Below are 24124 nucleotides of genomic sequence, written 5' to 3'. Positions count from 1 at the left end.
TCCGGCCGCGCCGCATTCCAAAAGACTGCAAAAAGGGACGGGCAGGCTCCAGCGCCTGCGCCGTCCCTTTTTTCCACAATTTTTTCCGTCGGATTCCTCCGAACCTCCGGCAAAGCCTTTTGGCATCCGGTTTTGCGGGTTCTTCTTTTTGGAAAAGTTTTCAACAAAATCAGCGCCCGGCCGTGGAAAACCTGCCCGCCGGGCGCTTTTTCAGGCAGATTTTCGCCCCTTTTGCCCATCGATGGACATTCCGGGAACGGCAAACCCCAAAACCCGAACAAACAGTTCGTCGACATTTGCCCCCTGCTGCGTTATGCTGCATGAAAAGGGGGAATTTATTCAATGAAAGGATGTATGGCAACCCGGCGGGCTTCCCGCCGTGCACCGATCGCCGCAGAGGGGGTCGTTGTACTTGATCCGGTATCAGATTGTAAAACAGGCGCTTGAAACACCTGAGCTGGGCCGCTATGTGAGCTACGGCATTGAGGCGGTGGCCCTGCCCGATGGCCAGCGACTGGCCTTTGTTTCGGACGTATCCACCGACCCTGCCTTCGCAGCAAATCTTGCGGAACGCTGCACCGAAGGCCAGCTGGACCCGGCCCAGCTGCTGGATGTGGTTCTGGATGCGCTGTAACCTTCCTGTTCCGCCTGCACGATGCAGGCGCACACCTATGGCATACACAAAAAGGCAGGCGGCGGTTCCCATTGCCGAACCGCCGCCTGCCTTTCATTTTTTCGGTTTTTTCTCACAGATACTCCCGCATCTGGCGGGCGGTGCGCTCCTCGAACTGCTGCAGTTCGTTCAGCAGCCCCAGCGCGCCGGTGCTGGCGGCGGGGTGGTCTCTGCGGGCCTTCTCACAGTCCATCACGCCCTGATTGGCCCCCTGAATGACCATGTCCGCCAGATTGCGGGTGGAGCGGTCGGTGAGGGTCTCGGTCCAGATGCCCATTTTTGCCATCAGCTTTGCCGCGGTGCTCTGGCCCTGACTCTGGGCCCCGCAGGCCGCCATGGCCGCGTGGGCCTGCTGGTTGATGCGCCGGTACTCCTTCTGCTGGGCCAGCAGGCTGGCCTTCAGCTGCCGATCGTCGGTCACGTCGATCAGCTGATCCAGACTGTTTTTGCCCATCTCGGTGTTGCGCACGATCTCGTTGAGCACGGCCTGATTGTCGTTGTCGCCGTGGTTCTGGTCGTTTCTGCGTTCACTCATACAAAAAGCCCCCTTTGGAAACTGACTGACGGAGCACAATCGCTCCGGCAACAGCCAGTATTCCCAAAGGGGGTGCTGTTTATTCTGCAGCAGACGTCCGCCCCGCGGCCTCCGCCGCCTTTTCCCCTGCCTTTTTCCCGGTCTTTATCACCGGGGCAGCCGGCCGTTTTTCCAGCGGTTCGGGCAGCGGTGCACAGCGGCCGTAGCGGGCGCAGGTGCGCCGGATGCGCTGGGCCAGCTCCGGCGTGAAGGAGCCCTCCCTGGCCCGCCAGACCCAGTTGCCCATGCCGGTGCCGGGGGTGTTGATACGGCCCTCGGCCCCCAGCTCCAGCCAGTCGGCCATGGGGATCACCGCCAGATTGGCGCAGCTGGACAAAACGCCCCGCAAGAAGCCCCGCACCGAGCCCTCCATGGCGTTCAGGCCCAGATAGTTCTTGGCCCGTGCCAGCTCCTTCGGGTCGCCGTTTTTCAGCCAGTCCCGCAGGGTGGTGTTGTCGTGGGTGCCGGGGTAAACCACACAGTTGGGGATGTGGTTGTGGGGCAGGTATTCGTTTTCCGCCGTGCTGCCGAAGGCGAACTGCATCACCTTCATGCCCGGGTAGCCGCTTTCCTTCAGCAGCACCCGCACGCTGTCGAACAGATCGCCCAGATCCTCGGCCACGATGGGCAGCTTGCCCAGCTTTTCCTCCAGCGTGCGGAACAGATCCATGCCGGGGCCGTATTCCCAGTCGCCCACCCGGGCGTTGGTGCGCCCGGCGGGAATGGCATAATAGGTATCGAAGGCGCGGAAGTGGTCAATCCGCAGCCGGTCGTACATGGTGAGCGCGTGCTCCACACGGCGAATCCACCAGGCGTAGCCGCTGGCCTTGTGCTGGGCCCAGTCGTACAACGGGTTGCCCCAGAGCTGGCCGTCCTCGGAGAAGTAGTCCGGAGGGCAGCCCGCCACCCGGGTGAGCCTGCCCTCCCCGTCCACCTGGAACAGCTTGCCGCCGGCCCAGGCGTCGGCGGAGTCCGCCGCCACATAGATGGGAATGTCGCCCAGAATCTGCACGCCCTTGCCGTTGGCGCAGGCCTTCAGGGCCATCCACTGCCGGTAGCCCTGATACTGCAAAAAGCGCCAGAAGCCCAGCTCGTCGGCATTTTCTTCGCGCAGCTGCTCCAGCGCCCGGGGCTGCCGGGTGCGCAGCGCGGCGGGCCATTCCGGGTAGGCCTTCATCTTGTTCAGGCCCTTGGCGGTCATGTAGAGAGCGTAGTCCTCCAGCCAGTCCTCGTTCCAGAAGCAGAAGGTGTAGTAGTCGTCCGGCAGCCAGGCCTTGAACCGGTTATAGGCCAGCCGCAGCACCGAAAAGCGCCCGGTATACAGCGCACCATAATCCACCGCGTTCGGCTCTTCGCCCCAGTCGATGGTGCCGTACTCCTCCTCTTCCAGCAGGCCCTCGTCCCGCAGGGTGTCCAGGTCGATGAAATAGGGGTTGATGGCAAAGGCCGAGCAGCTCTGATAGGGGCTGTCGCCATAGCCGGTGGGCGAAAGGGGCAAAATCTGCCAGATCTGCTGGCCCGCCCCGGCCAGAAAGTCCACAAAGGCATAGGCCTGCTTGCCGAAGCTGCCGATGCCGTAAGGCCCCGGCAGGCTGGACACAGGCATCAAAACGCCGCATTCCCGCATAACAACCGCTCCTTTTTCGCTGTGTGACCCCGGGTCTTCCCCCTCGCGGCGCGCACGCTGGCGCTGCGCCTTCCTTTTTCCGGGGCCTGATTCTTGAATTTCCCCTATTATATCATAAACCGCGGCAAAATGGCATTGGCACGCGCAAAGTATGGCTCTTTTGTGCTATAATAGATGCACTCAGCGGGCTTTGCGCGCCCTTGGTGGCACGCAGGCCCGCAGCAAAGGAGTTTTTGCGATGCAGACCGAAGCGCTTTATTATACCCAGCCCCCGGTGGGCGAGTTCACCGCCCGGGTGCTTTCCTGCGAAGCGGCGGGCGAAACCTGGGCCGTTACGCTGGACCGCACCGCCTTTTACCCGGAGGGGGGCGGCCAGCCCGCCGACCGGGGCACCCTTGGCGGGGCAAAGGTGCTGGACGTGCACGAAAAGGGCGGCGAAGTGGTGCACAGCCTTTCCGCCCCGCTGGCGGTGGGCGAAACCGTGACCGGCCGCGTGGATCTTGCCCGGCGGCTGGAGATGAGCCAGCAGCACACCGGCGAGCACATTCTTTCCGGCATGCTGCACGCCATGTTCGGCGCGGAGAACGTGGGCTTTCACATCGGGCAGGAGTTCCTGACCATGGACACCAGCGTTCCCATTTCCGACGAAGAGCTGGCCGAAGCCGAGGCCCGGGCCAACCGGGTGATCTGGCAGGACGTGCCGGTGGAAGCGATCTGGCACACCAGGGAGGAGCTGGCAGGCCTTACCTACCGGAGCAAAAAGGAGCTGGAAGGCCCGGTGCGCATCGTCACGGTGCCGGGGGCGGACTGCTGCGCCTGCTGCGGCACCCATGTGGAGCGCACCGGTCAGGTGGGCATGATCAAGATCATCGACTGGCAGAACTACAAAGGCGGCGTGCGGCTGTTTGTGGTGTGCGGCGTGCGGGCGCTGTGGTACTTTGAGGCCCAGCGGGCGGAGGCCGCGGCCATCCGGGCCATCCTTTCCGCAAAGCCGGGTCAGCTGGCCCGGGCGGTGCAGCACCAGAGCGTTGAGCTGGAAGCCGCCCGCTACCGGGCAGTGCAGGCGGAAAACGAGCTGTTCGCCGCGCTGGCCGAGAGTGTGCAGCCCGACGAAGCCGCCATTCTGCTGCGGCCAAATCTGGGCCCGGACGGGCTGCGGCGGCTCTGCGCGGCGCTGAGCGAGCGCACCGACGGCCTTTGCGCCGCCTTCAGCCCCACCGAAACCGGCACCCTTGCCTACGCGCTGGCCTGCACCGGGCCGGGGGCGGATCTGCGGGGGCTGTGCAAGCAGCTGAACCAGGCCTTTTCCGGCCGGGGCGGCGGCAAGCCCGGCTTTGTGCAGGGCAGCCTGACCGGCGAATTCGAAGAGGTACAGGCCTTTTTGCGGGATGCCCTACAGGCGTAACCGCCCCTTTTCATTTCTTTTCAGACAAACACTTGTGAAGGAGAACCATACACCATGAGAATGCGATTCAAACCCTACGCCCGGCCGGAGCTGCTGGCCTGCGACTACCATGCCCACGCCCCGCTGGAGAACAAGGGCCGCTGGCACAGCGTGTTCGCCCGGCCCCAGCAGCCGGTGCATCTGGAGCTGGGCTGCGGCAAGGGCGGCTTTCTGGCCCGGCTGGCCAGCGCCCACCCGGACATCAACTATCTGGGCATCGACATCACCGACAAGGTGCTGATTCTGGCCAAGCGGAACATCGAGCGCATCTACGCGGAAAAGGGCATGACGCCGGACAACGTGATGATCATGAGCCTGGACATCGAGCGCATCCTGAACGCCTTCGACGAGCGGGACACGGTGCAGCGCATCTACATCAACTTCTGCAACCCCTGGAACAAAAAGCTGGCCCACAAAAAACACCGGCTCACCCACACCCGCCAGCTGGCCCTCTACCGCACCATTCTGGCGGAAAACGGAGAAATTTACTTCAAGACCGACGACGACGATCTCTTCCGCGACAGCCTTGCCTACTTCCCGGAGGCAGGCTACGAGATCGTGTGGAAGACCTTCGACCTGCACGCCGACGAGCCGGACTGGAACATCCGCACCGAGCACGAGGCCATGTTCACCGAGCAGGGCATTCCCACCAAGGCGCTGATCGCGGTGAAGAAGCCCATGACCGCCGACGAGCTGGCCGCCGCAGTGGCCGCCCGCAACCAGCGGGACAAGGAAGAAAGCGCCGCCATCCGCGCCGAAAAGGGCATTCAGTAAGCTTCTCCCCCGTTTAAGACAATAAAAGCCCCCATTCCCGGCCGGGAATGGGGGCTTTTGCTTGTGCAGCTCAGCACTCGAAGTCACAGAAGGTGCGGTTTTTCGCAATGCTGCCCACCCACTTTTTGATCTCCACATGGGGCGGGAAGTTCTGGTAGGCCTCCAGCGCCTCGCGGCTTTCCAGCTCGGCAATCAGGGCCACGTCGTAACCGGCAAAGCTCCGGCTCACATGGGCGCTGAGCAGACCGGGGGTCTGGCCCACCAGCGCCTCCAGCCGCTCCTTCATTTTGGCCGCATTGGCATCCGCCTGGTCCTTGTCCGCCAGCTCCCACAATACGATATGTTTAATCATGTTCACTCTCTCCTTTTTGTATTGTATGTTGGATCAATCCCGGTCCAGAAGGGGAATCACATCCCTCAGGCCGGGCAGGATCTCATCCGCCAGCTTTTTCAGCTCCTCATCCGGGGCAGTCAGATCCGGCACCATCACCGTGAAGCAGCCTGCCGCCGCGCCTGCCCGCACCCCGGCGGGGCTGTCCTCCAGAACCATGCACCGGGCCGGGTCCCTGCCCGCCAGCGCCGCCGCCTTCAAAAACACCTCCGGGTCGGGCTTGGAATGGCTTACCTCGTCGCCGCAGACCGCGCCCAGAAAATACCGGTCCACCTTCGCCCGCTGCAAATGGCCCCAGGCGCTGTCCCTTGTGGTGCTGGTGGCCAGCACCGCCGGGATGCCCCGCCGCTCCAGCTCGGCCAGCAGCTCATACAGCCCCGGCTTCACCGGCAGACCGTCCTCCTCGATCCACCGGGCCATGAGCGCCCGGCAGGCGGTGCGCATGGCGTCGAAATCAAAATCCTCACCGAACGCTTCCCGGCACACCCGGGCACAGCCCTCCCGGTTGCGGCCCCGCAGCCGGTCCACGATCTCCGGCTCCATGGGCGCCCCCATCTGCCGGCCGGCCTGCAGCCAGGCCTTCTGGTACATCCGCTCGGTGTCGAACATCAGGCCATCCATATCAAACAAAACCGCTTCGATCATACGTTCCTCCCCGTTGTCGTCGGGCACTCCGCCCTGTTTTCCGTCCGCTCACAGCGGGCCCTTTACCTTTTCGTCGAACTCCTCTTCCTCCCCGTCCCCTTCGCTCTGAGGGCGGATGGCCAGCTCGCCCAGGCCCATGTCGTTGTGCAGGATGCTCCCTGCGCCGATGGCTCCCCGGCCGTATTTTTTGCGGATGGCGTCCAGGCTCTGCTCCAGCTTTTCCCGCCGGGGGTCTGCCTTGGGCGCATCGTCAAACAGGCTCTGCTGCACCGCAAAGGGCTCCTCGGTGATGGCCAGCGCGGTCACGGTGAGCATCCGCACCGGGCGGGCCATGTCCCAGTTTTTCTCCATCAGCTCCCAGCAGGCGTTGGCCAGATCCCGGGCCAGATGGGTGCTCATGGGCAGCTGCTTCTGCCGGGTGATGGTCTTTAAATTCGGATCCCGGATGGTCACCTGCACCGCCCCGGCCCATACCCCGTGCCGCCGCAGCCGGCCGGCCACCTCATCCGCCAGCACGTTCAGCGCCGAGCGGATCTCCGCCGGGCCCCTGATGTTGCGCCGGAAGGTGGTGCCGTTGCCCACGCTCTTGATGGGCTCCTTTTCGCCCCAGCGGCGCACCGGGGCTTCGTCCTCGCCCCGGGCGTAGCGGCTCAGCTCCAGCCCCAGCTTGCCCAGGGCCTCGGCCAGCGCCTCGGGCCGGGCCGCCGCCAGCTCGCCAATGGTGGAAATGCCCATGCCGGCCAGCCGCTTCTGGGCCGAAGCGCCCACATACAAAAGATCCCCCGCCGGCAGCGGCCAGACGATCTGGTGGAAGTTTTCCCGGGTAATGAGGGTGGTGGCGTCCGGCTTTTTGTAGTCGCTGCCCAGTTTGGCGAACACCTTGTTGAAGCTCACCCCCACCGAGATGGTCAGCCCGGTGGCCGCCTTCACCTCGGCCCGCAGCCGGTCCGCCAGGGCCGCCGGGCTTTCGGCAAACAGCTGCCAGGTGCCGGTCACGTCCAGCCAGCTTTCGTCGATGCCGAAGGGCTCCACCCGGTCGGTATACTTGCGGTATATTTCGTTAATGATTTTCGAGTACTTTCGGTAATATTCCCGGTGGGGCGGCAGCAGAACAAGATCCGGGCATTTGCGCTTTGCCTGCCAGATCACCTCGGCGGTTTTCACGCCCATGCGCTTGGCGGGCTCGTTTTTGGCCAGCACAATGCCGTGGCGGCCCTCCGGGTCGCCGCAGACGGCCACGCACTTGTCCCGAAGCTCCGGGTGGCGCAGCAGCTCCACACTGGCATAAAAGCTGTTGCAGTCACAGTGAAAGATCCAGCGTTCCACCCGGCAAAGCCCCCTTTTTTTTGTAAATTTTTCATTTTTCTGTTCTGATTATATCACGCAGGGGCAACGGGATGCTATAATGTTAAAACAACGCCATAGAATTCCATAAAACCAAACGCATCCCCTTGGCGCTGTTTTACGAGAGGTGGTATCTGAATGGAACATTCCCTGTACGCGATTTTGTGGTACTTTCTGATCTACGCCTTTTTGGGCTGGTGCCTTGAGGTGGTGTTCTGCACCCTGCGCACCGGCAAATGGGTGAACCGGGGCTTTCTGAACGGGCCGGTCTGCCCCATCTACGGCTTCGGCATGGTGATCGTGCTCATGGCGCTGGAGCCGCTGGCGGATCGGCCGCTGGCACTGTTTGTGGGCAGCGCCCTGCTGACCAGCGCGCTGGAGCTGGTCACCGGCTGGGCGCTGAAAACGCTGTTTCACACCACATGGTGGGATTATTCCAAACAGAAATTCAATCTGGGCGGTTACATCTGCCTGAAATTCAGCCTGGCCTGGGGCCTGGTGGGCATGTTTGCGGTGAAGGTGCTGCATCCGCCGGTGAACCACTTTGTGGGATGGATGCCCCGGCCGGTGGGCCTGGCGCTGCTGGTGCTGTGGATGGCGGTCTTTGTGGCCGACGTGGCGGTGACCCTGCGCACCCTGATTGGTCTGGAGCGGGATCTGGGCGAGCTGGAAAAGGTGGTGGCCGCCCTGCGCAGGGGCAGCGACACCATCAGCCGCAATCTGGGCGACGCGGCCCTTGCGGCGGACGAACGGCTGGAGGAGAGCCGACAGGCCCTGCCCCAGAAGCTGGCCGAGCTGGAGGCCCGGCGGGACTTTTTGCAGGCCCGCATTCTGGACACCCGGCTGTTCGGCGCGGCCCGTCTGATGAAGGCCTTTCCCGCCATGAAGGATCTGCGCCACAGCGAGCTGCTGGCCGAGCTGAAGAAAACCCTGCACGAGCGGCTGCACCGCTGATTTTTCCACAAACAAAGCCCCGTCCTGTTGAAAAACAGGGCGGGGCTTTTCTGATTGGGCAGGCTCAGCCCGCGTCCAGCTGGTTCAGGCTCACGGCGCGGGTGTGGGCCACCGGGGTCCACTCCACCCTGCGCACGCAGGCCACCAGCGCAATGGGCAGATAGGTGGCCATGTACAGCGGGAAGGTGAAGATGCCCGCCAGCTTCCACACCGCGGGGGCCTGAATCCGCTTCCACTCGGTGCAGGTGGTCAGCGCCGCCATCACCAGCATGGAAAGGTAGCCGCAGGCAAGAATCCGGCCCAGAGCGGCCAGCACCAGTACCGGCCCGCCGGCCAGCGCCGCGCCCACGGCGGCAAAGCCCAGCGCCAGCAGGTTGAACAGCACCGGTGCAATGCGGCTGATCAGCAGATCCGCGCAGGACCAGCTGCCCCGCAGCGCCGCCCGGCCCAGCCCTGCGCCCCGGCTGGCCATCACCTGCAAAAAGCCCTTGCACCAGCGCAGCCGCTGGCGCACGCTCTGGGAAAGGGTGGCGGGCTGCTCGTCGAAATATTCCGCCTGGGGGCAGTAGGCGATGCGCCGCCCGGCGATCATCTGCACGGTGGAAAATTCCAGATCCTCACACAGGCAGTGCCAGGGCCAGCCGCCCGCGGTGCGCAGAATCTCCTCGCTCACCAGAAAGCCGGTGCCGGTCACGTTGCCGCTGAAGCCCAGCAGGGTGCGGGGGCAGTTGAGAAAGCGCACCTCCCGGATGAAGCACAGCCCCTGCCCGGCGGCCACCCAGCCCCGGTAATTCTTGGTGTTCCGGTAACCCGCCACCACCGGGCATTCCGGGCCGAACACCCCGTCCAGCCGGCGCACAAAATCCGGCCGGGCCAGATTGTCCGCGTCAAAGAGCAGATAGCCGTCGTAGTGTTTGCCCTCGGCCCAGATCCGGTGCAACAGAAAATTCAGCGCGTATCCCTTGCCCACATGGACTAGGTCGTGCCGCTCGAACACGGTGGCTCCGCCCTTTCGGGCAAGGCGGGCGGTGTCGTCGGTGCAGTTGTCCGCCGCCACATACAAATCCAGCACGCCGGGGTAATCCTGGGCGCGCAGGCTTTCCAGCAGCTTTGGCAGCACCGCGGCCTCGTTGCGGGCGCAGATGAGCACCGCGTACCGGTTGGTGCCCGCCCCCGGCTTCCAGCGGGGCGTTTTCACAAGGCTCAAAAAGGTGTAGGCCAGCTGGTAGGCGCAGCAAAGGCCCATCAGCAGCAGCCAGAACCGGCTGATGGAAAGGAGTATATATGCCATGGTAATCGACCTCCCTGTTCGGCATGCGGGGTTTCGCGGGCGGCGGATTTCCGCCCGCCTGTGCCCATACAACGAAGGTTGGCGCCCCGGTTCTTCACCGCCGGGCGTAAATTCCGCTTTCTTTGCAGAAACTTCATATATTCCGCCCCGGAACGTGGTACCATAACAGAAAGGGAATCTGTTTTCGATTCTGTTTTCAATCCCCCGCCGGCATCTTTTCCGGCGATACAACGAGGTGTTTCATTTGTCCTCTGATCTTTCCATTCTGGTGACCCTGAACGAGCATTACCTGCCCCAGCTGGAGGTGATGCTCACCTCCCTGCACGCATCCAACCCGGGCGAAAACGTCTCGGTCTGGCTGATCCACCGCTCCCTCACCCCGGAGCAGCTGGCCCGGCTGGAGCGGCGCTGCGGCCTGTTGGGCTTTTCGCTTCATCCGGTGACCGCCGACGCCCGCCTGTTTGCGGACGCCCCCCTCACCCGCCAGTATCCCCAGGAGATGTATTACCGGCTGCTGGCGGCCCAGCTGCTGCCGGAGGAGATGCACCGGGTGATCTATCTGGACCCGGACATTCTGGTCATCAACCCGCTGCGCCCGCTGTGGGAGCTGGATCTTGCGGGCAACCTGTTCGCGGCGGCGGCCCACACCGGCAAGACCGAACTGGCCAACAGCGTGAATCAGGTGCGGCTGGGCACCGACCACGACTACTTCAATTCCGGCGTGCTGCTCATGGATCTGGACGCCGGCCGCCGCTGGATCAACCCGGAGGCCCTGTTCGACTTCACCCGCCGGCATGCCCGGGAACTGCTGTTCCCGGATCAGGATCTGCTGAACATGCTGTACGGCAGTCTGGTGCTGCCGCTGGACGACGCGGTGTGGAACTACGACGCCCGCAATTTCAACAACTACTATCTGCGCAGCGGCGGCGACTGCGATATGGACTGGGTATTCGCCCACACCTCCGTTTTGCACTTCTGCGGCAAGGCCAAGCCCTGGAAGCCGGGCTACCGGCGGCGCTTTGGCCCTTTGTACCGGCACTACATGCGCCTGACCCAGCTGGCCATGCCGGACTGAACCGACCATAAAAAGACCGCCCCCGGGCCTGTGTGAAAAACACATGGGCCGGGGGCGGTTTTTGTTTGTCGTTCTGTGGCTGCTTATGCCTGCTTGCGGGGGGCGCGGCGGCGCAGCAGCTGGCGCAGCATGCCCAGAATGCCCTGCAGATTGAACAGGCAGATCACCGCGGTGAGCAGGGTGCACCAGACCGGCCAGCCCGGAATCTGGCGCAGCATGAGCACCGTTTCCACCCCGATCAGCACGCAGTTGATGGTCAGGCGCAGGGGCGCGAAGCTCATGTGCATCAGGCCGCGGGTGTTGATGGCACGCAGCACAAACACGATGACATAGCTGATCAGGCTGGCCAGCGTTGCGCCGTTGGGGCCCATCAGGGGAATCAGCGCCCAGTTCAGTGCACAGTTGGCGATGGCGCCCGCCAGCATGGTGTACAGCGAAAGAGTGCTGCGCTTTTCCACCATGTAAACGCTGTTCAAAAACTGGTTGAAGCAGTTGAACAGGGTGGCCAGCGTGAGCATGGGCACAAACTGCCATGCGTCGTAGAAGTTGGCCTTGAACATGAACATCAGCGGGCGGCACAGAAGGATGATGCCGCTGCAGCAGCAGAACAGCAGCGCCTGATAGATGCCGAACACCCGGCTGAAAAAGGCGGCGCGGCCCTTTTCCTCGGTCACGGCGGAAAGCTGCCAGGCCTCATAGAAGATGGTGCCCAGCACCGTGAGGATGGTGGGCAGGAAATAGCCCACGCCCAGCAGGCCGGTCCAGTATTCGCCGCTCTGGCCCTGGTAGCCCTCGCACATGGCCTGCACGAAGAACAGGTCGCTGGCGTTGATCACCCAGAAGCTGATCTGAGCCGGCACCATGGGCAGCGCGTAGCGCATCATGCGGCCCCACAGCTCCCTGTTGAAGCTCTTCACATGCAGATACCGGCGCAGCCCCGCCACCAGAAATACGAACAGAGCGCTCAGCGCGTCGCTGCAGATGATGGCCAGAATGTAGCCGGAGGCGCCCATGCCCATGCCGGACAAAAACAGGATCATGAAGCCCAGGTTGGTGGCGCTGCACAAAACGCCGTCCACCGCCACCAGCCGGTTCAGCTGGCGGCTGCGCACAAACTGGGTGCACAGGGTACGCAGGCAGCTCACCAGCACATGCACATACAAAAGCAGCGCATAGTCGCTGAACAGCGGGATGAGCCGCAGCACCGGGTAACAGATGAGCATCAGCGCAAAGCCCAGGCCGATGGTCACAAGGCCGTTTGTAAACACCTGGCTTTTGCTGTTGGTCTTTTCCAGACCGAAACGGATGATGGCGAAGCTCACGCCCATGCTCACCAGCGGGATCAGCAGCGAACCGATCTGCTGCACCAGCTTGGTGATGCCCACCTCGTCCACCTCGCCCATGGCAAAGGTGATGTAGGGTTGTAAGATAATGCTGAGCAGCTTGGAGGAAAAGTTGCTGATGGCAAACAGCATGGTGTTGCTCATCAGCTTTTTGTATTTGTTTTCCACGCCCGGCGGCCCTCCTTGTTTTCTTTTATTCTATTATATATACAATTATATGGTCCGCAGATTTTCTTCGGACGAACCTATATTATAGCGCCTGTGGGCAAAAAAGTCCACGGAATCCGCTTTTGGAGTGCCGCGCCCCTGCCCTATCCCTGGCGCAAAAGCGCCCGGCGGGCTTTCCAGTCCGGCAGAAAGCGCTCCACCAGCGCCCAGAATTCCTTCTGATGATTGGGGTGCACAAAGTGACAGTATTCATGCACGATCACATATTCCACCGCCGCGGCGGGCTGCAGCGCCAGCCGGGAGGCCAGCGTGATGCGTTTTTTCGCCACGTCGCACACGCCCCAGCGGCTGGTCATGTCCCGCACGCGCAGCTCGGGCGGCTGGCCGCCCAGCACCCCGGCAAAGGCCGGATACACCCGCCGGCTGACCGGCTCGAACAGCGCAAGGCACTCCTCCTTCGAGGGGGGCGGGCAGTCCGCCTGCTTTCGGGCGGCCCGGGCCACCTGCTGCTTTGCGGCGATCACCCAGCCCATCCGCTGGGCCACAAAGGCATCCGCCTGGTCGGCGCTCACCCGCAGCGGCACGCTCACCGCCACCGTGCCGTCCCGCCGCACCCGCAGGTTCAGATTCTTCACCTTTTTTCGAACAAGTTCATATTCCAGCCCCGCCACCCGGCGAATTTGGCCTGCCATCTTGGTTTTCCACCCCCTGGCAAAGTTTTCCGACCATTTTATTGTATCACAACATTCTGCGGTTTGGCTCGTCAAGCCATCATATCTCACAAATTTTCCCCGAAAAGCTTGGGCGTTCTTGGGCCTTATCGGCATCGGGAATCTATTGACTTCTACTATATCTAGTGCAATAATAATAATCGCGGCCGAATCACCCCAAAATACAGAGGGTAGTTCTTTACGCTCTGTATTTTTTTTGCCGCACCAAAGTAACAGTTGCATGAGGAGAATCGCCATGATCAAAAGTGTAATTAAGCGCGACGGCCGTGTGGTGCTCTACGATCAGAGCAAGATCACCGCCGCCATTATGAAGGCGCTGGAAGCCGCCCAGGAAGGGGATGCCGCCGAAGCCGACCGCATTGCCGCCCGTGCTGCCCGCCAGCTGGAGATGGATTGCGGCGAGGAGTCTCCCCAGATTGAGCAGATTCAGGACGCGGTGGAAACCGCGCTGATGGAGACCGGCCACGACGCGGCCGCCAAGCAGTACATTCTGTACCGGGCAAACCGCACCCGCATCCGCGAGGCGAACACCAGCCTGATGAAAACCATCGACGAGATCACCAATGTGGACGCCCGCGCCAGCGACATGAAGCGCGACAACGCCAACATCGACGGCAACACCGCCATGGGCAGCATGCTGCAGATCGGCACCGCCGGCGCCAAGGCCTATAACGCGGCGTATCTGCTGCGCCCGGAGCAGGCCAAGGCCTACCGGGAGGGCGACATCCACATCCATGACTTTGATTTTTATTCTCTGACCACCACCTGCTGCCAGATCGATATTCTGCGCCTGTTCCACGGCGGGTTCTCCACCGGCCACGGTTTTTTGCGCGAGCCCAACAGCATCGGCAGCTATGCGGCACTGGCGGCCATTGCCATCCAGTCCAACCAGAACGACCAGCACGGCGGCCAGAGCATTCCGAACTTTGATTACGGCATGGCCGAGGGCGTGGGCAAGACCTTTGCCCGGGCCTACCGCAAAAAGCTGGCCGAAAGCCTGGAGGACGTGCTGGAGACCGAGAACGAGGCCGACTTTGTGAACCAGATGGTGGACAAAGCCGTTACCAAGCTGGACCAGCAGCCCCGCCTGGAGACCAATGCGGAGGAATTCGACCGCATTGTGGCCGACGCGCTGATTGCCAGCGGCCGTGTGGATGAGCACACCGCCCGCCGTCTGGTGGCCACCGCCCGCCGCCGCGCCTGGAAGCAGACCGACCGGGATACCTACCAGGCCATGGAGGGCTTTGTGCATAACCTGAACACCATGCACAGCCGCGCCGGCGCGCAGACCCCCTTCAGCAGCATCAACTACGGCACCGACACCACCCCCGAGGGCCGGATGGTGATCCGCAACATTCTGATGGCGGAGGACGCGGGCTTGGGCCACGGCGAGACCCCCATCTTCCCCATTCACATCTTCAAGGTCAAAGAGGGCGTGAACTACAACGAGGGCGACCCCAACTACGACCTGTTCAAGCTGAGCATGAAGGTGAGCGCCAAGCGGCTGTTCCCCAACTATGTGTTCCTGGACGCACCCTTCAACCTGCAGTACTATGTGCCCGGCCGGCCCGAGACCGAGGTGGCCACCATGGGCTGCCGCACCCGCGTGATGGGCAACGTCTACGACCCGGAGCGCCAGATCAGCTACAGCCGCGGCAACCTGAGCTTCACCTCCATCAACCTGCCCCGTCTGGCAATTCTGGCCGACCACGACGAGAAGAAGTTCTACGAGAGCCTGGACGCCATGATGGAGCTGGTGGCAAACCAGCTGCTGGACCGGTTCGAGATTCAGGCTGCCAAGCGCGTTTACAACTTCCCCTTCCTGATGGGTCAGGGCGTATGGCTGGATTCCGACCAGCTGGGCCCCGCCGACGAGGTGCGTGAGGTGCTCAAGCACGGCACCCTGTCCATCGGCTTTATCGGTCTGGCCGAGACCCTGACCGCCCTGTACGGTCACCATCACGGCGAGAGCGACGAGATGCAGAAGAAGGGTCTGGAGATCGTGGGCCACATGCGGGATTACTGCGACCGCAAGAGCCAGGAGATGAAGATGAACTTCACCCTGCTGGCCACCCCCGCCGAGGGTCTGTCCGGCCGGTTCACCCGCATGGATCAGAAGCGGTTCGGCATCATTCCCGGCGTGACCGATCGGGAATACTACACCAACAGCTTCCATGTGCCCGTGTGGTATCCCATCTCCGCCTACGACAAGATCCAGAAGGAGGGCCCCTACCACGCCCTGACCAACGCGGGCCACATCAGCTATGTGGAGCTGGACGGCGACACCGCCAACAATCTGGAGGCCTTCGAGAGCGTTGTGCGCTGCATGCACGACAGCGGCGTTGGCTACGGCAGCATCAACCATCCCGTGGACCGCGACCCCGTTTGCGGCTACGTCGGCGTAATCGGTGACGTTTGCCCCCGCTGCGGCCGCCGCAGCGGCGAGGCCCTGAGCCCCGAAAAGCTGGATGAGCTGCGCAAAAAGTATCCCGGCGTTCCCACCTTCTGCGGCCTTTCTTAACGGATTTTTTAACGAACCCGACCGTTGACCGGGTCCGATGCGCCAGCCTTCCGCACCCGGCTTTCCTCAGCAAAAACATCAAGCTGCCTTATTGGCCCTCTGCGTTTTGCTGATTAAGCCCGCACAATTGTTTTGTTGCTTCGGCAACGCTGTGCCGCCGGTGTTCTTTCTATAATGGTCTTATCCCCCATTTGCTTTTGAATTTTTTACGCCGCCTGCCTTTTTCGGGGCGGGCGGCGCCTGATAAAAGGAGGAGTTTTCTATGTCCGCTATGCAGAAACAATCCGTCGTTGGTAAGGACGTTCCCTTCGAGCGCATCCGCCGCATCACCGGCTATCTGGTCGGCACCATGGACAAATGGAACGACGCCAAGAAGGCCGAAGAGCGCGACCGCGTGAAGCACCTGTGAGCGCCATGCTGCAGGTAGCAGGCTTCGCCGGCGACAGCATTGTGGACGGCCCCGGTCTCCGGTTTACCGTGTTTTTCCAGGGCTGCCCACACCACTGCCCCGGCTGCCACAACCCCGAAACCTGGCCCTTTGAGGGCGGCACCCCCTTTACCCCCGAACAGCTGATCCAGATGGCAAAGAAGAATCCGCTCTGCCGCGGCATCACCCTGTCCGGCGGCGAACCCTTCGCCCAGGCCGGGCCGGAAATGCTGGAATTCGTCCGGCTGGCCCGCGCCGCCGGCTACGAGGTGGCAAGCTACACCGGCTACACCTTCGAGGAGCTGTACCAGCACGGCACCCCTGCCCAGAAAGAGCTTCTGACCCTTCTGGACACCCTCATCGACGGCCCCTTCGTACAGGCCGAGATGAGCCTGGAGCTGCGCTTTCGGGGCAGCCGCAACCAGCGCATTCTGGATCTTCCCAAAAGCCTTGCCCAGGGCGAGGCCGTGTGGGAGACCCGCGAACGCTGGGTGGGCGAGCACGAATAACCGCACATGTTTTAAACAAGGCCCCCGCACCCCGGACATTTCCGGCGGCGTGGGGGCCTTGTTTGCAGTTTTGATACAACTTCTTGCCGACAGTGTTACCCTTTGTATGCAATAATAGAGACGAAGGCAAAATCCCCTGTCGGCCGGTGCGGCAGAAAAAACAACGCCGGCCCTGTTCAACAGGATTTTACCAGTTGGCCCATTTTGCGGCCGGATTATGATACAATAAGTGTAACGCGATCGGTTTTCCGGCCCCGGCCGGAACCAAAGGAGGAAAACAACCATGGCACATATCCTGATTGTGGAGGACGAAGAACACATCGCCCAGATGATCGAGGCCACCCTGTCTCTGGGCGGCTACAGCTGCGAAATCTGTTCCGACGGCGCGCAGGCCGTGGAGCGCATCTTTGCAGGCGGCTTTGATCTGGTGCTGCTGGATGTGATGCTTCCCGGGCTGGACGGCTTCTCCGTGATGGAGCGGGTGGCCAGCCAGGGTACCCCGGTGATCTTTCTGTCCGCCATGCAGCAGGTGGCCGACAAGGTGCGCGGGCTGCATCTGGGCGCCGAGGACTACATCGCCAAGCCCTTCGAGGCGCTGGAGCTGCTGGCCCGTGTGGAGGTGGCCCTGCGCCGCCGGGGCAAGGGCCGGGAGGTGCTGGAATACCGGGGCATCTGCCAGGATCTTTCCAGCCACACAGTGACCCTGAACGGCAAACCGGTGGCCTTGAGCCCCAAGGAATTCGAGCTGCTGCGGGTCTTTTTGCAAAATCAGGATCTGGCTCTCTCCCGGGACAAGCTGCTCTCGCTGGTGTGGGGCTACGATTTTGCCGGCGAAACCCGTACCGTGGACATTCATGTGCAGCGGCTGCGCCAGAAGCTGGGCCTTTCCGGCAAGCTGGTCACCCTGCCCCGCATCGGCTACCGGCTGGAACACTGAAAGGAGCCCGCCTGTGAAACTGTGGCAGAAGATCTTTTTGTCCTCTCTGGCGCTGCTGGTGCTGGCCACCGGCGGGCTGAGCCTTCTGTTTCTGAACAACACCCAGACCCAGCTGTGGCAGCGGGAAAAGCAGCGGGCCGCCCTGCAGCAGCAGTCTTTGATGAACGCCATCAAAACCAACGTGGTAAACCAGCGGCTGCAGTCCGGCCAGATCAGCCTGAGCGAGACCGAAACCCGGCAGGCGCTGCAGGCGGCCCTGTCCAGCCAGGAGACGGACAGCTATATGCTGGCCTTCCAGATGTTCGATGCGGGCGGTGCCAGCCTTCTGGACGACCCCACCGGCCTGTGCGCCGCCGCCGACCTGATCAGCAGTGACCGGCAGGACACCTCCCTCACCTATACCCGCATCTTCAATCAGGGCGACCGGATGCTGCTGGCGCTGAATGCCCCGCTGCCGCTGGAGCAGGTGGATTTCCGCATCGTGTCCGTGTTCGACGTGACCGATCTGGGCGCTCAGCTGCAGCGTCAGGCGCTCACCGCCCTGTCCTTCGGCATGGTGGTGAGCCTTGCCGCCGCGGTGGTGCTGCTGGTGCTGGTGAAGGTGCAGCTGCGCCGGCTGGAACAGCTGTCCCGGGCGTCCCGCCGCATCGCCAAGGGCAACTATGCCGAGCGGGTGCAGATCTCCGGCGCCGATGAACTGGCCGATCTGGGCGAGGACATGAACCGGATGGCCCAGGCGGTGCAGCAGCATGTGGGCCAGCTGGAGCAGGTGGCGCAGGATCAGAAAACCTTCATCGCCAACATGGCTCACGAGATGAAAACACCCCTCACCAGCATTCTGGGCTTTGCGGATCTGCTCTATCTGCAGAAGGATGTGCCGGAAAAAAAGCGCCGGGAATACGCGGGCATCATTCTGGACGAAACCAAGCGGATGCGCAGTTTGTCCGGCAAGCTGATGGAGCTGCTGAACGTGGGCAGCCAGAACCTGATCTTTGCGCCGGAGGAGCTTTCCGGCGTGATCGACGAGGTGGCCACCGCCATGCAGCCGGTGCTGAACAGCAGCCGGCTTGCCCTGCAGTACGGCTGCGAGCCGGGGCTGTGGGTGGACATGGACCGGGAGCTGTTCAAATCGCTGCTGTACAACTTCATCGACAACGGCCGAAAGGCCAGCCCGGAGGGCAGCCTGATCCAGCTGCTGGCCCACCGCAAGGGCCAGAACATCGAGATTCTGATCCGGGATCACGGCCAGGGCATTCCCAAAAAGGAGCTGGAAAAGATTCGCCAGCCCTTTTATATGGTGGACAAATCCCGCAGCCGCAAGGCGGGCGGCGCGGGCCTTGGCCTTGCGCTGTGTGAGGAGATCTGCCGCATCCACAAGGGCAGCTTCGTCATCGACAGCCGCCTGGGCGAGGGCACCCTCATCACCCTCACCTTTCCGCCCGCCTCTTCCGGCGGCGCAGAGAAAGGAGGCAACGCATGAAAATCCGGCGCAGCCAACAGCACAGTCAAACAAAACCGGGCCCGGGCTCTGCCCCGGCGGGCAAACAGCCCCACATCCCCGCAAGCTATTCCATTCGAAATGAGCCGGCAGCCGGCCGCAGTCTCCCGCTGCGGTTTACCGCGCTCGCAATGGTGCTGCTGGCCGGCAGCGCCCTGTGCCTGTTTTTTCTGGCCCAGTGCCTGATCCGGCCCAGCGCCCAGATCGACAGCCTTGCGGCCCTGCCCGCCTACAACATGGTGGGCGAGCAGAACGATCAGGCCAGCTTCTGGTCCATGGCCAAGTATCACGACCTGCCCCCCACCTCCTCCAGTAACCATCCGTTTTTTGCACTGGATGCGCTGAACCGGCTGAACAGCCGGGATCATCTGACGCAGCTGATGCAGCCGGACGGAATGTGCAGCCTGATTGCCGCAGATGGCGCTTTGGTTTCCTCCTGGACGTACGACGATCTTCTTCAGGAAGTGCGCTGCTGGTTCGTCGACGACATCCCCTGCACCTATTCCGACAGCACCGGCCGGGAGATTCCGGGTTCGGTGGATTTGAGCATGGGCTGGTCCACCGGGTTTTCCTGCCTGCCCGTGTGCTACACCGTGCTGTTCCATCCCCAGCAGAACGCCGGAGAGGAAGCCTTTGAAAAGGCATACGCCTCGCTGGTGGACGATCTGCAGCAGCTGTGCGGCGCCCGCATCGACCGGTTTGTCTCCATCGAGACCATGCTCCTCACCCTGGGAACCGCTCCCTTTGAAAACGCCGGCATGACCTTCGAGAGCGCCTGTGCCCTGAGTGATCTGGGCATCTATATGGGGCATACGCTGGAGCAGCTGTATACCTCCGCCACCTTCCCCTACGATCTGGACGATCCGGAGCGCGCCACCGATCTGCTGCAGGATCATTTTTCCAGTCAGGGCCTGTCGTTACAGATTCTGCGGCTGGAGGAATTTTATCTGGTACTCATTGGCGACAGCAGCTCCACTCTGGGCCTTTATTACAGCCCCGTGCTGGAAACCTGGTGCGGGTTCGGCCTGCAGCAGCTGTGAGCCCGGGCGGGAAAGGAAACATATCATGCACACAAACAAAGCAAAATCCCCGGTGCGCCCCGGCCGCACACCCCGGTCAGAGCCATCCTGGCCGTTCACCCGCACGCTGCGGGCAAACCTGGCCTTCGTGCTGCTCACGGTGTTGATTCTCGCCGCGGGCGGAACCTGCGCCGTGCGGGCCTCCTCCCTGCTGACCGCCCCCTCCGGCCAGGTGGACTCCTTTGCCGCGCTGCCGGTATACAACGTGATCGGCCAGCGCACCGAGCGGGTGGAGTTCTGGCCCCGGGCCCGCTACCACGACCGGGCGCAGGCGCTGGGCTATCCGCTGACCTACACCCCCCGTCAGGCATTTGAGGAGAACAATGCCAGCCTGATTTTGCAGAATCTGCTCAATTACAGCAACTTTGATCAGCAGCTGACGCTCTCCCTTTCCGACCAGCTGCAGAACGACTTTGCCTGCTATGCCTACCAGCGCGACAATGTGGTCTGCCGCTTTTACGACAATATCCCCATTCAGATTGCCGACTCGCAGGCGCCGGATACCCCGATCTATCAGGGCGTGATCAATTCCAGTTCCGGCCGAATGATCAGCACCGGCCGCTACTGTTACAGCGCACTGATCATCCCCTCGGCCGCCATGGACGCTCCCACCGAGGAGCAGTACCGGCAGGCATACGGAACGCTGCTGGAGCAGCTGCTGCAGCTGGCGGGTGGGGGGCATCAGGAAGCCCCCTATTACTGCGACGGTCCGCTGGTGTGGGTGCTCAGCACCCTGCAGGCGGACTTTCCCTCCACTGTAATCACAGGTCTTGGCACTGGTGAGGAAGAAGACGCAGAGGGCGAATTTTCCTACACCTACTCCACCCTTGAATGGTTCTGCTCCACTCTGCTGGATAATTTCCAGAAAAATGAGCAGCTGCTGGAGCTTCCTCCCTGGGAACAGATTAACTGGCCCGAGCCGAACCCGAACGACCCGGAGGCCGTGGAACGCTTTTTGCAGGAATACTATTCGACCATGTATAACATCGACCTGCAGATTCTGCGTCAGGACGGCTGTTATCTGGTTCTATTCCAGATATCCGAACATACGCTGGGTCTGTATTTTGACCCGCTGCTGCAGGCCTACACCGGCTTCGGCCTCCAGTAAAAAACACATCAGCCCCCCTGCAAAGCAGGGGGGCCTTAAAATTTGCAACTTGGATACATTTCTTTGGCGACTTGGTTTCCGTTCCCCTTCTATAATAAAGTCAGCCGGAAAAGGCGCGGCCCGCGTGATTTTTTTGCGGGTTCTGCGTCTAATAGGCAAACGCTGAAAAGGAGGTTCGCCGCCATGGCTGCCCGCACGCTTTCCGTTCAAAATGCTCGCCGACCGGTTTACCACGCGGCGCCCTGTTCTTCTTCCCTGCCCGGCCGGCAGCGGTCCATCCGCCGGCCGGCGGAGCGGCCGGTCTCCGCTTATCCCCAGCCGCAGCGGTCAAACGCCCGAGCGGCGGCGCCCGCGCCCACCGTTTACCGCCGGCCCCGACCTGCCGCCCACGCTCCGGCCCACCGCCGCAGAAAGCGCCATACGCTGGCCCTTGTGCTGGGCAAGCTGATGGTTCTGGCCCTGTGCGCCGCGGCCCTGTTCTCGGTGTTTGATCTGCTGGCTCAACACCGGCTGCTGGCCTCCATGGGCAGCCTGGCCACCGGGCAGACCATTGCAAACCCGGCGCCGGAAACCGCCTTTGCAAGCGGCAGCGGCATGCTCACGGTGCGCACGGTGCTGCAAAAACCCGCGCTGCCCAACGGCTGCGAGGCGGCAAGCCTTACCACCCTGCTGGAATACAGCGGCTATCCGGTAGATCTTGCGGCCCTGGCCGAGGATTACCTGCCCCGCCAGAGCTTCACCTACAACGGGCTGAACCGCTACGGGCCGGATCCGGAAACCGCCTACGCGGGCAATCCGGCCAGCTCCTCGGACGGCTGGTACTGCTTCGAGGGGCCCATTATCGAAGCGGCCAACGCTTATCTTCGGGATCAGGGCTCCGACCTGCGGGCCGAGAGTGAAACCGGCGCGGACATGGCCCGGCTGGAGCAGCTGCTGCGGCAGGGCACGCCGGTGGCGGTGTGGTTCACCCAGGACTACGAGCAGCCCCGGTTCAACAATTCCTTCACCTGGACGCTGCCCAATGGCCGCACCTACACCCCCTACACCAACCTGCACTGCGTGGTGCTCACCGGTATGGACGAAACCTGCTGCTATCTGGCCGACCCCATGCAGGGGGACACCCTGATCGACCGAAGTCAGTTCGAGTCCATCTACACCGCCATGGGAAGCCGTGCGGTGGTGCTGCGCTGAATTTTACCTCTTTTTTCGTTGCTTTTCAACTCCTTCTTATCGCCCCTCGGGGGCAAAAGCCCAGACGCACGGCTGGGCTTTTTTGCCCCAAAACGAAATGATCCGGGGGCTTTTCTCGTCTTATAAAAGACGACAGTTTTCGACTTTTCCCCGAAAGGATTGTATTTTTCATGCCCACTGCAACCCTTCGCCGCCCCCGGCGGCGCAAAAAGCGGCCGCGCCTGCTTCGGCTGGCGGCCCCCATTCTCGCCCTTGTGCTGCTGGCCGCCGCCTTCTGGATCGCGCTGGCCAAATTTTCCACCCAGCGGGAGGACGACCCCACCAGGCAGGCCCGCATCGTGGCCATCGACGCAGGCCACGGCGGCTCGGATACCGGCGCCATCGGGGTAAACGGCGTGCGGGAGTGCGACCTGACCCAGGCCACCGCCCAGGCCCTGTGGGACCTGCTGGAGGCCGACCCGGACATCACCCCGGTGATGTGCCGCTCGGACTGGAACGAGGACCTGCCCGCCGCCGACCGGGCCAAGCGGGTGGCCGCATCGGACGCCACCCTCAGCCTGTCCATCCACATGAATTCAGACGGCGGCTCCGGTCAGGCCAGCGGCTTCGAGTGCTTCCCCGCCCCGCCGGGCAATCGGTACAACAAAAACAGCCTGCGCTTTGCGGATTTCATCGCCGCCGAAATGAGCGCCGCCGGGGCCAGCCTCCGGGGCGAGGGCGGGGTGCGCTATGCCTATTACGACGAGAACAACCAGCGCATCATCCGGGAGCGCAGCGACACCAATCCCAACGATTACCCCAGTTTCGCCATGGTGAACAGCACCGGCTGCGCCTCGGTGCTGGCGGAACAGTGCTTCATCACAAACGAAAGCGATCTGGCCGCCTTTGCCTCGCCGGAGGGCTGCCAGCTAGCCGCCCGGTGCTACTACCGGGCCATCCGCCAGTATTACGGCCTTTCGCCCGAACCGGAGCAAAGCAATTCCTGACCATAAAAAAATCCCCTTTCCAGCCGGAAAGGGGATTTTTGTTGGTTGCGGTTCAGGCGGCTTCGGTGTTGGTGTCCGCTTCCAGCGCCTGTGCACTGGACAGGCCACTCACGCTCAGCCCGCCGCTGATGCGGTAGACGCCGCTCATGTAGGCAATGCCGATCTTGTAGTTCTTGCCGGGGGTCAGGCCGTCAAAGGTGGCCGTGGCGCAGTCGCCGCCGGTGGCAAACTCGATGGTGTGGCCGTTCACATAGGCGCGGCCACCCTCCGCTTCCTCCCACAGAGTCACCAGATACTGGGTGGTTGCGGTGTCCTTTTCGCTGGTGGCGTAGCTGGTCACCGTGATGGAATCGCCCGCCGGGGTGAAATAGTTGGTGAACCGGTTCTGCACGCTGTTGAACACCACATACAGTGTGCCGCTGGCTTCGTCCAGCTGGCTGGCGAAGGTGGCGCTGGTGTCCAGCCCTTCCGGCCAGGTGATGCTGCCGCCTGCCTGAGAGGCGATGTAGGTTTCCTCCACCGCTTCGCTCTCGGCTTCCTTCTCGCTGCTGCCCGAGCAGCCGGTCAGGCAGAAGGCCGCCATGGCAAGCGCCAGGCCCAGGGCAAGCAGAGATTTCATTCGTTTCATAGCTGTGTCCTCCGTTTCGCGGGCGCAAAGCCCCCAACGGGCCGCCCGTAAGTCCGGTTTTTGTTCAGAGTTCCCGCAGCCCCGCCCCGTTGAAAACAGGGCCTGCCGGCGGGTGGATACCTTTTTATTATAATCCAAAACCCACCGGCTTACAAGCAGGCAGAAAAAAGCAGCCCCTTCCGACCCTTTACTCGGGGTCAGGAAGG

The 24124-nt window shown here is 62.5% G+C and carries 23 protein-coding genes; 14 read left to right on the top strand and 9 right to left on the bottom strand.

Going from position 1 to position 24124, the window contains the following annotated elements; translation table 11 throughout:
* The first annotated feature begins 412 nt into the window (after nucleotides 1–412).
* Nucleotides 413–634, top strand: a complete 222-nt coding sequence (locus tag EDD77_RS02530) for a DUF6514 family protein (RefSeq protein WP_058962792.1) — start codon at nucleotides 413–415, stop codon at nucleotides 632–634.
* A 112-nt stretch (nucleotides 635–746) separates the two neighbouring features.
* Here EDD77_RS02530 and EDD77_RS02525 read toward each other — a convergent pair whose 3' ends face one another.
* Both EDD77_RS02525 and malQ read right to left on the bottom strand, forming a co-directional pair.
* Nucleotides 747–1208, bottom strand: a complete 462-nt coding sequence (locus tag EDD77_RS02525) for a hypothetical protein (RefSeq protein ID WP_058962793.1) — start codon at nucleotides 1206–1208, stop codon at nucleotides 747–749.
* A 79-nt stretch (nucleotides 1209–1287) separates the two neighbouring features.
* Nucleotides 1288–2874: a 4-alpha-glucanotransferase gene (gene malQ, locus EDD77_RS02520; RefSeq protein WP_077138446.1), complete on the bottom strand. Its 1587-nt coding sequence runs from the start codon at nucleotides 2872–2874 to the stop codon at nucleotides 1288–1290.
* 238 nt (nucleotides 2875–3112) lie between these two features.
* On the opposite strand from malQ, the gene EDD77_RS02515 reads away from it, so the two are divergent.
* Together EDD77_RS02515 and trmB are read left to right on the top strand one after the other, a co-directional pair.
* Nucleotides 3113–4279 (top strand): alanyl-tRNA editing protein, encoded by a 1167-nt coding sequence (locus EDD77_RS02515; protein WP_058962794.1) that lies wholly within the window; start codon nucleotides 3113–3115, stop codon nucleotides 4277–4279.
* 54 nt (nucleotides 4280–4333) lie between these two features.
* Nucleotides 4334–5092 (top strand): tRNA (guanosine(46)-N7)-methyltransferase TrmB, encoded by a 759-nt coding sequence (gene trmB / locus EDD77_RS02510; protein ID WP_058962795.1) that lies wholly within the window; start codon nucleotides 4334–4336, stop codon nucleotides 5090–5092.
* 70 nt (nucleotides 5093–5162) lie between these two features.
* On the opposite strand, the gene EDD77_RS02505 is transcribed toward trmB, so the two are convergent.
* Genes EDD77_RS02505 through EDD77_RS02495 form a run of 3 tightly spaced genes read right to left on the bottom strand, consistent with a single transcriptional unit; the run spans nucleotide 5163 to nucleotide 7454 of the window.
* Nucleotides 5163–5444, bottom strand: coding sequence for a Dabb family protein (locus EDD77_RS02505; RefSeq protein WP_058962796.1), 282 nt, complete (start codon nucleotides 5442–5444; stop codon nucleotides 5163–5165).
* Between the two features lie 33 nt (nucleotides 5445–5477).
* Nucleotides 5478–6128 carry an HAD family hydrolase gene (locus EDD77_RS02500; protein ID WP_058962797.1) on the bottom strand — a complete coding sequence of 217 codons (651 nt, stop codon included), beginning with the start codon at nucleotides 6126–6128 and terminating at the stop codon, nucleotides 5478–5480.
* Nucleotides 6129–6176: 48 nt separating this feature from the next.
* Nucleotides 6177–7454, bottom strand: a complete 1278-nt coding sequence (locus tag EDD77_RS02495; RefSeq protein WP_077138447.1) for a DNA polymerase Y family protein — start codon at nucleotides 7452–7454, stop codon at nucleotides 6177–6179.
* A 156-nt stretch (nucleotides 7455–7610) separates the two neighbouring features.
* Here EDD77_RS02495 and EDD77_RS02490 point away from each other — a divergent pair, with 156 nt between their 5' ends.
* Entirely contained in the window at nucleotides 7611–8426 is an 816-nt protein-coding gene (locus tag EDD77_RS02490; RefSeq protein ID WP_058962798.1) for a putative ABC transporter permease, read from the top strand.
* Between the two features lie 64 nt (nucleotides 8427–8490).
* Here EDD77_RS02490 and EDD77_RS02485 read toward each other — a convergent pair whose 3' ends face one another.
* Nucleotides 8491–9717, bottom strand: a complete 1227-nt coding sequence (locus EDD77_RS02485; protein WP_058962799.1) for a glycosyltransferase family 2 protein — start codon at nucleotides 9715–9717, stop codon at nucleotides 8491–8493.
* Nucleotides 9718–9961: 244 nt separating this feature from the next.
* Here EDD77_RS02485 and EDD77_RS02480 point away from each other — a divergent pair, with 244 nt between their 5' ends.
* Nucleotides 9962–10792: a glycosyltransferase family 8 protein gene (locus EDD77_RS02480; RefSeq protein WP_058962800.1), complete on the top strand. Its 831-nt coding sequence runs from the start codon at nucleotides 9962–9964 to the stop codon at nucleotides 10790–10792.
* Between the two features lie 83 nt (nucleotides 10793–10875).
* Here the strand turns inward: EDD77_RS02480 and EDD77_RS02475 are convergent, their stop codons facing one another.
* Complete coding sequence (locus EDD77_RS02475) at nucleotides 10876–12303, bottom strand: lipopolysaccharide biosynthesis protein (RefSeq protein WP_242868286.1); 1428 nt, start codon at nucleotides 12301–12303, stop codon at nucleotides 10876–10878.
* A 143-nt stretch (nucleotides 12304–12446) separates the two neighbouring features.
* Nucleotides 12447–12995, bottom strand: coding sequence for a M48 family metallopeptidase (locus EDD77_RS02470; protein ID WP_058962801.1), 549 nt, complete (start codon nucleotides 12993–12995; stop codon nucleotides 12447–12449).
* A gap of 274 nt (nucleotides 12996–13269) precedes the next feature.
* Between EDD77_RS02470 and EDD77_RS02465 the strand changes: the two genes are divergently transcribed.
* The 9 genes from EDD77_RS02465 (at nucleotide 13270) to EDD77_RS02425 (ending at nucleotide 23290) form a co-directional block, all read left to right on the top strand.
* Nucleotides 13270–15555 (top strand): anaerobic ribonucleoside triphosphate reductase, encoded by a 2286-nt coding sequence (locus EDD77_RS02465; protein ID WP_058962802.1) that lies wholly within the window; start codon nucleotides 13270–13272, stop codon nucleotides 15553–15555.
* Between the two features lie 262 nt (nucleotides 15556–15817).
* Nucleotides 15818–15964 carry an anaerobic ribonucleoside-triphosphate reductase gene (gene nrdD, locus EDD77_RS02460; protein WP_143402985.1) on the top strand — a complete coding sequence of 49 codons (147 nt, stop codon included), beginning with the start codon at nucleotides 15818–15820 and terminating at the stop codon, nucleotides 15962–15964.
* A gap of 5 nt (nucleotides 15965–15969) precedes the next feature.
* Complete coding sequence (gene nrdG / locus EDD77_RS02455; protein ID WP_058962882.1) at nucleotides 15970–16491, top strand: anaerobic ribonucleoside-triphosphate reductase activating protein; 522 nt, start codon at nucleotides 15970–15972, stop codon at nucleotides 16489–16491.
* A 283-nt stretch (nucleotides 16492–16774) separates the two neighbouring features.
* On the top strand, nucleotides 16775–17428 hold the full coding sequence (locus EDD77_RS02450; RefSeq protein WP_058962803.1) for a response regulator transcription factor: 654 nt from the start codon (nucleotides 16775–16777) through the stop codon (nucleotides 17426–17428).
* A 13-nt stretch (nucleotides 17429–17441) separates the two neighbouring features.
* Complete coding sequence (locus tag EDD77_RS02445) at nucleotides 17442–18908, top strand: sensor histidine kinase (protein WP_058962804.1); 1467 nt, start codon at nucleotides 17442–17444, stop codon at nucleotides 18906–18908.
* Complete coding sequence (locus EDD77_RS02440) at nucleotides 18905–19966, top strand: hypothetical protein (RefSeq protein WP_058962805.1); 1062 nt, start codon at nucleotides 18905–18907, stop codon at nucleotides 19964–19966. Before EDD77_RS02445 ends, EDD77_RS02440 begins: the two co-directional genes overlap by 4 nt.
* A gap of 25 nt (nucleotides 19967–19991) precedes the next feature.
* Complete coding sequence (locus EDD77_RS02435) at nucleotides 19992–21113, top strand: hypothetical protein (RefSeq protein ID WP_058962806.1); 1122 nt, start codon at nucleotides 19992–19994, stop codon at nucleotides 21111–21113.
* A gap of 183 nt (nucleotides 21114–21296) precedes the next feature.
* Nucleotides 21297–22304 carry a C39 family peptidase gene (locus tag EDD77_RS02430; protein WP_058962807.1) on the top strand — a complete coding sequence of 336 codons (1008 nt, stop codon included), beginning with the start codon at nucleotides 21297–21299 and terminating at the stop codon, nucleotides 22302–22304.
* Nucleotides 22305–22474: 170 nt separating this feature from the next.
* Nucleotides 22475–23290, top strand: a complete 816-nt coding sequence (locus tag EDD77_RS02425; RefSeq protein WP_058962808.1) for an N-acetylmuramoyl-L-alanine amidase family protein — start codon at nucleotides 22475–22477, stop codon at nucleotides 23288–23290.
* 52 nt (nucleotides 23291–23342) lie between these two features.
* Here EDD77_RS02425 and EDD77_RS02420 read toward each other — a convergent pair whose 3' ends face one another.
* Nucleotides 23343–23918 carry a hypothetical protein gene (locus EDD77_RS02420; RefSeq protein WP_058962809.1) on the bottom strand — a complete coding sequence of 192 codons (576 nt, stop codon included), beginning with the start codon at nucleotides 23916–23918 and terminating at the stop codon, nucleotides 23343–23345.
* Nucleotides 23919–24124 lie beyond the last annotated feature (206 nt).

It is taken from the genome of Allofournierella massiliensis (assembly GCF_004345265.1).
GTDB lineage: Bacteria > Bacillota > Clostridia > Oscillospirales > Ruminococcaceae > Allofournierella > Allofournierella massiliensis.
Note: the sequence above shows the minus strand (reverse complement) of the source record. Positions and strands in the feature narration are given on the sequence as shown.

Bases quoted from the DNA above. Each gene is read 5' to 3' on its own strand.
- EDD77_RS02490 (WP_058962798.1), top strand. From the start codon at position 7,611: ATGGAACATTCCCTGTACGCGATTTTGTGGTACTTTCTGATCTACGCC.
- EDD77_RS02525 (WP_058962793.1), bottom strand. From the start codon at position 1,208: ATGAGTGAACGCAGAAACGACCAGAACCACGGCGACAACGACAATCAG.
- nrdG (WP_058962882.1), top strand. From the start codon at position 15,970: ATGCTGCAGGTAGCAGGCTTCGCCGGCGACAGCATTGTGGACGGCCCC.
- EDD77_RS02435 (WP_058962806.1), top strand. From the start codon at position 19,992: ATGCACACAAACAAAGCAAAATCCCCGGTGCGCCCCGGCCGCACACCC.
- EDD77_RS02450 (WP_058962803.1), top strand. From the start codon at position 16,775: ATGGCACATATCCTGATTGTGGAGGACGAAGAACACATCGCCCAGATG.
- EDD77_RS02440 (WP_058962805.1), top strand. From the start codon at position 18,905: ATGAAAATCCGGCGCAGCCAACAGCACAGTCAAACAAAACCGGGCCCG.
- EDD77_RS02465 (WP_058962802.1), top strand. From the start codon at position 13,270: ATGATCAAAAGTGTAATTAAGCGCGACGGCCGTGTGGTGCTCTACGAT.
- trmB (WP_058962795.1), top strand. From the start codon at position 4,334: ATGAGAATGCGATTCAAACCCTACGCCCGGCCGGAGCTGCTGGCCTGC.
- EDD77_RS02515 (WP_058962794.1), top strand. From the start codon at position 3,113: ATGCAGACCGAAGCGCTTTATTATACCCAGCCCCCGGTGGGCGAGTTC.
- EDD77_RS02470 (WP_058962801.1), bottom strand. From the start codon at position 12,995: ATGGCAGGCCAAATTCGCCGGGTGGCGGGGCTGGAATATGAACTTGTT.
- EDD77_RS02425 (WP_058962808.1), top strand. From the start codon at position 22,475: ATGCCCACTGCAACCCTTCGCCGCCCCCGGCGGCGCAAAAAGCGGCCG.
- EDD77_RS02505 (WP_058962796.1), bottom strand. From the start codon at position 5,444: ATGATTAAACATATCGTATTGTGGGAGCTGGCGGACAAGGACCAGGCG.
- EDD77_RS02500 (WP_058962797.1), bottom strand. From the start codon at position 6,128: ATGATCGAAGCGGTTTTGTTTGATATGGATGGCCTGATGTTCGACACC.
- malQ (WP_077138446.1), bottom strand. From the start codon at position 2,874: ATGCGGGAATGCGGCGTTTTGATGCCTGTGTCCAGCCTGCCGGGGCCT.
- EDD77_RS02485 (WP_058962799.1), bottom strand. From the start codon at position 9,717: ATGGCATATATACTCCTTTCCATCAGCCGGTTCTGGCTGCTGCTGATG.
- EDD77_RS02420 (WP_058962809.1), bottom strand. From the start codon at position 23,918: ATGAAACGAATGAAATCTCTGCTTGCCCTGGGCCTGGCGCTTGCCATG.
- EDD77_RS02430 (WP_058962807.1), top strand. From the start codon at position 21,297: ATGGCTGCCCGCACGCTTTCCGTTCAAAATGCTCGCCGACCGGTTTAC.
- nrdD (WP_143402985.1), top strand. From the start codon at position 15,818: ATGTCCGCTATGCAGAAACAATCCGTCGTTGGTAAGGACGTTCCCTTC.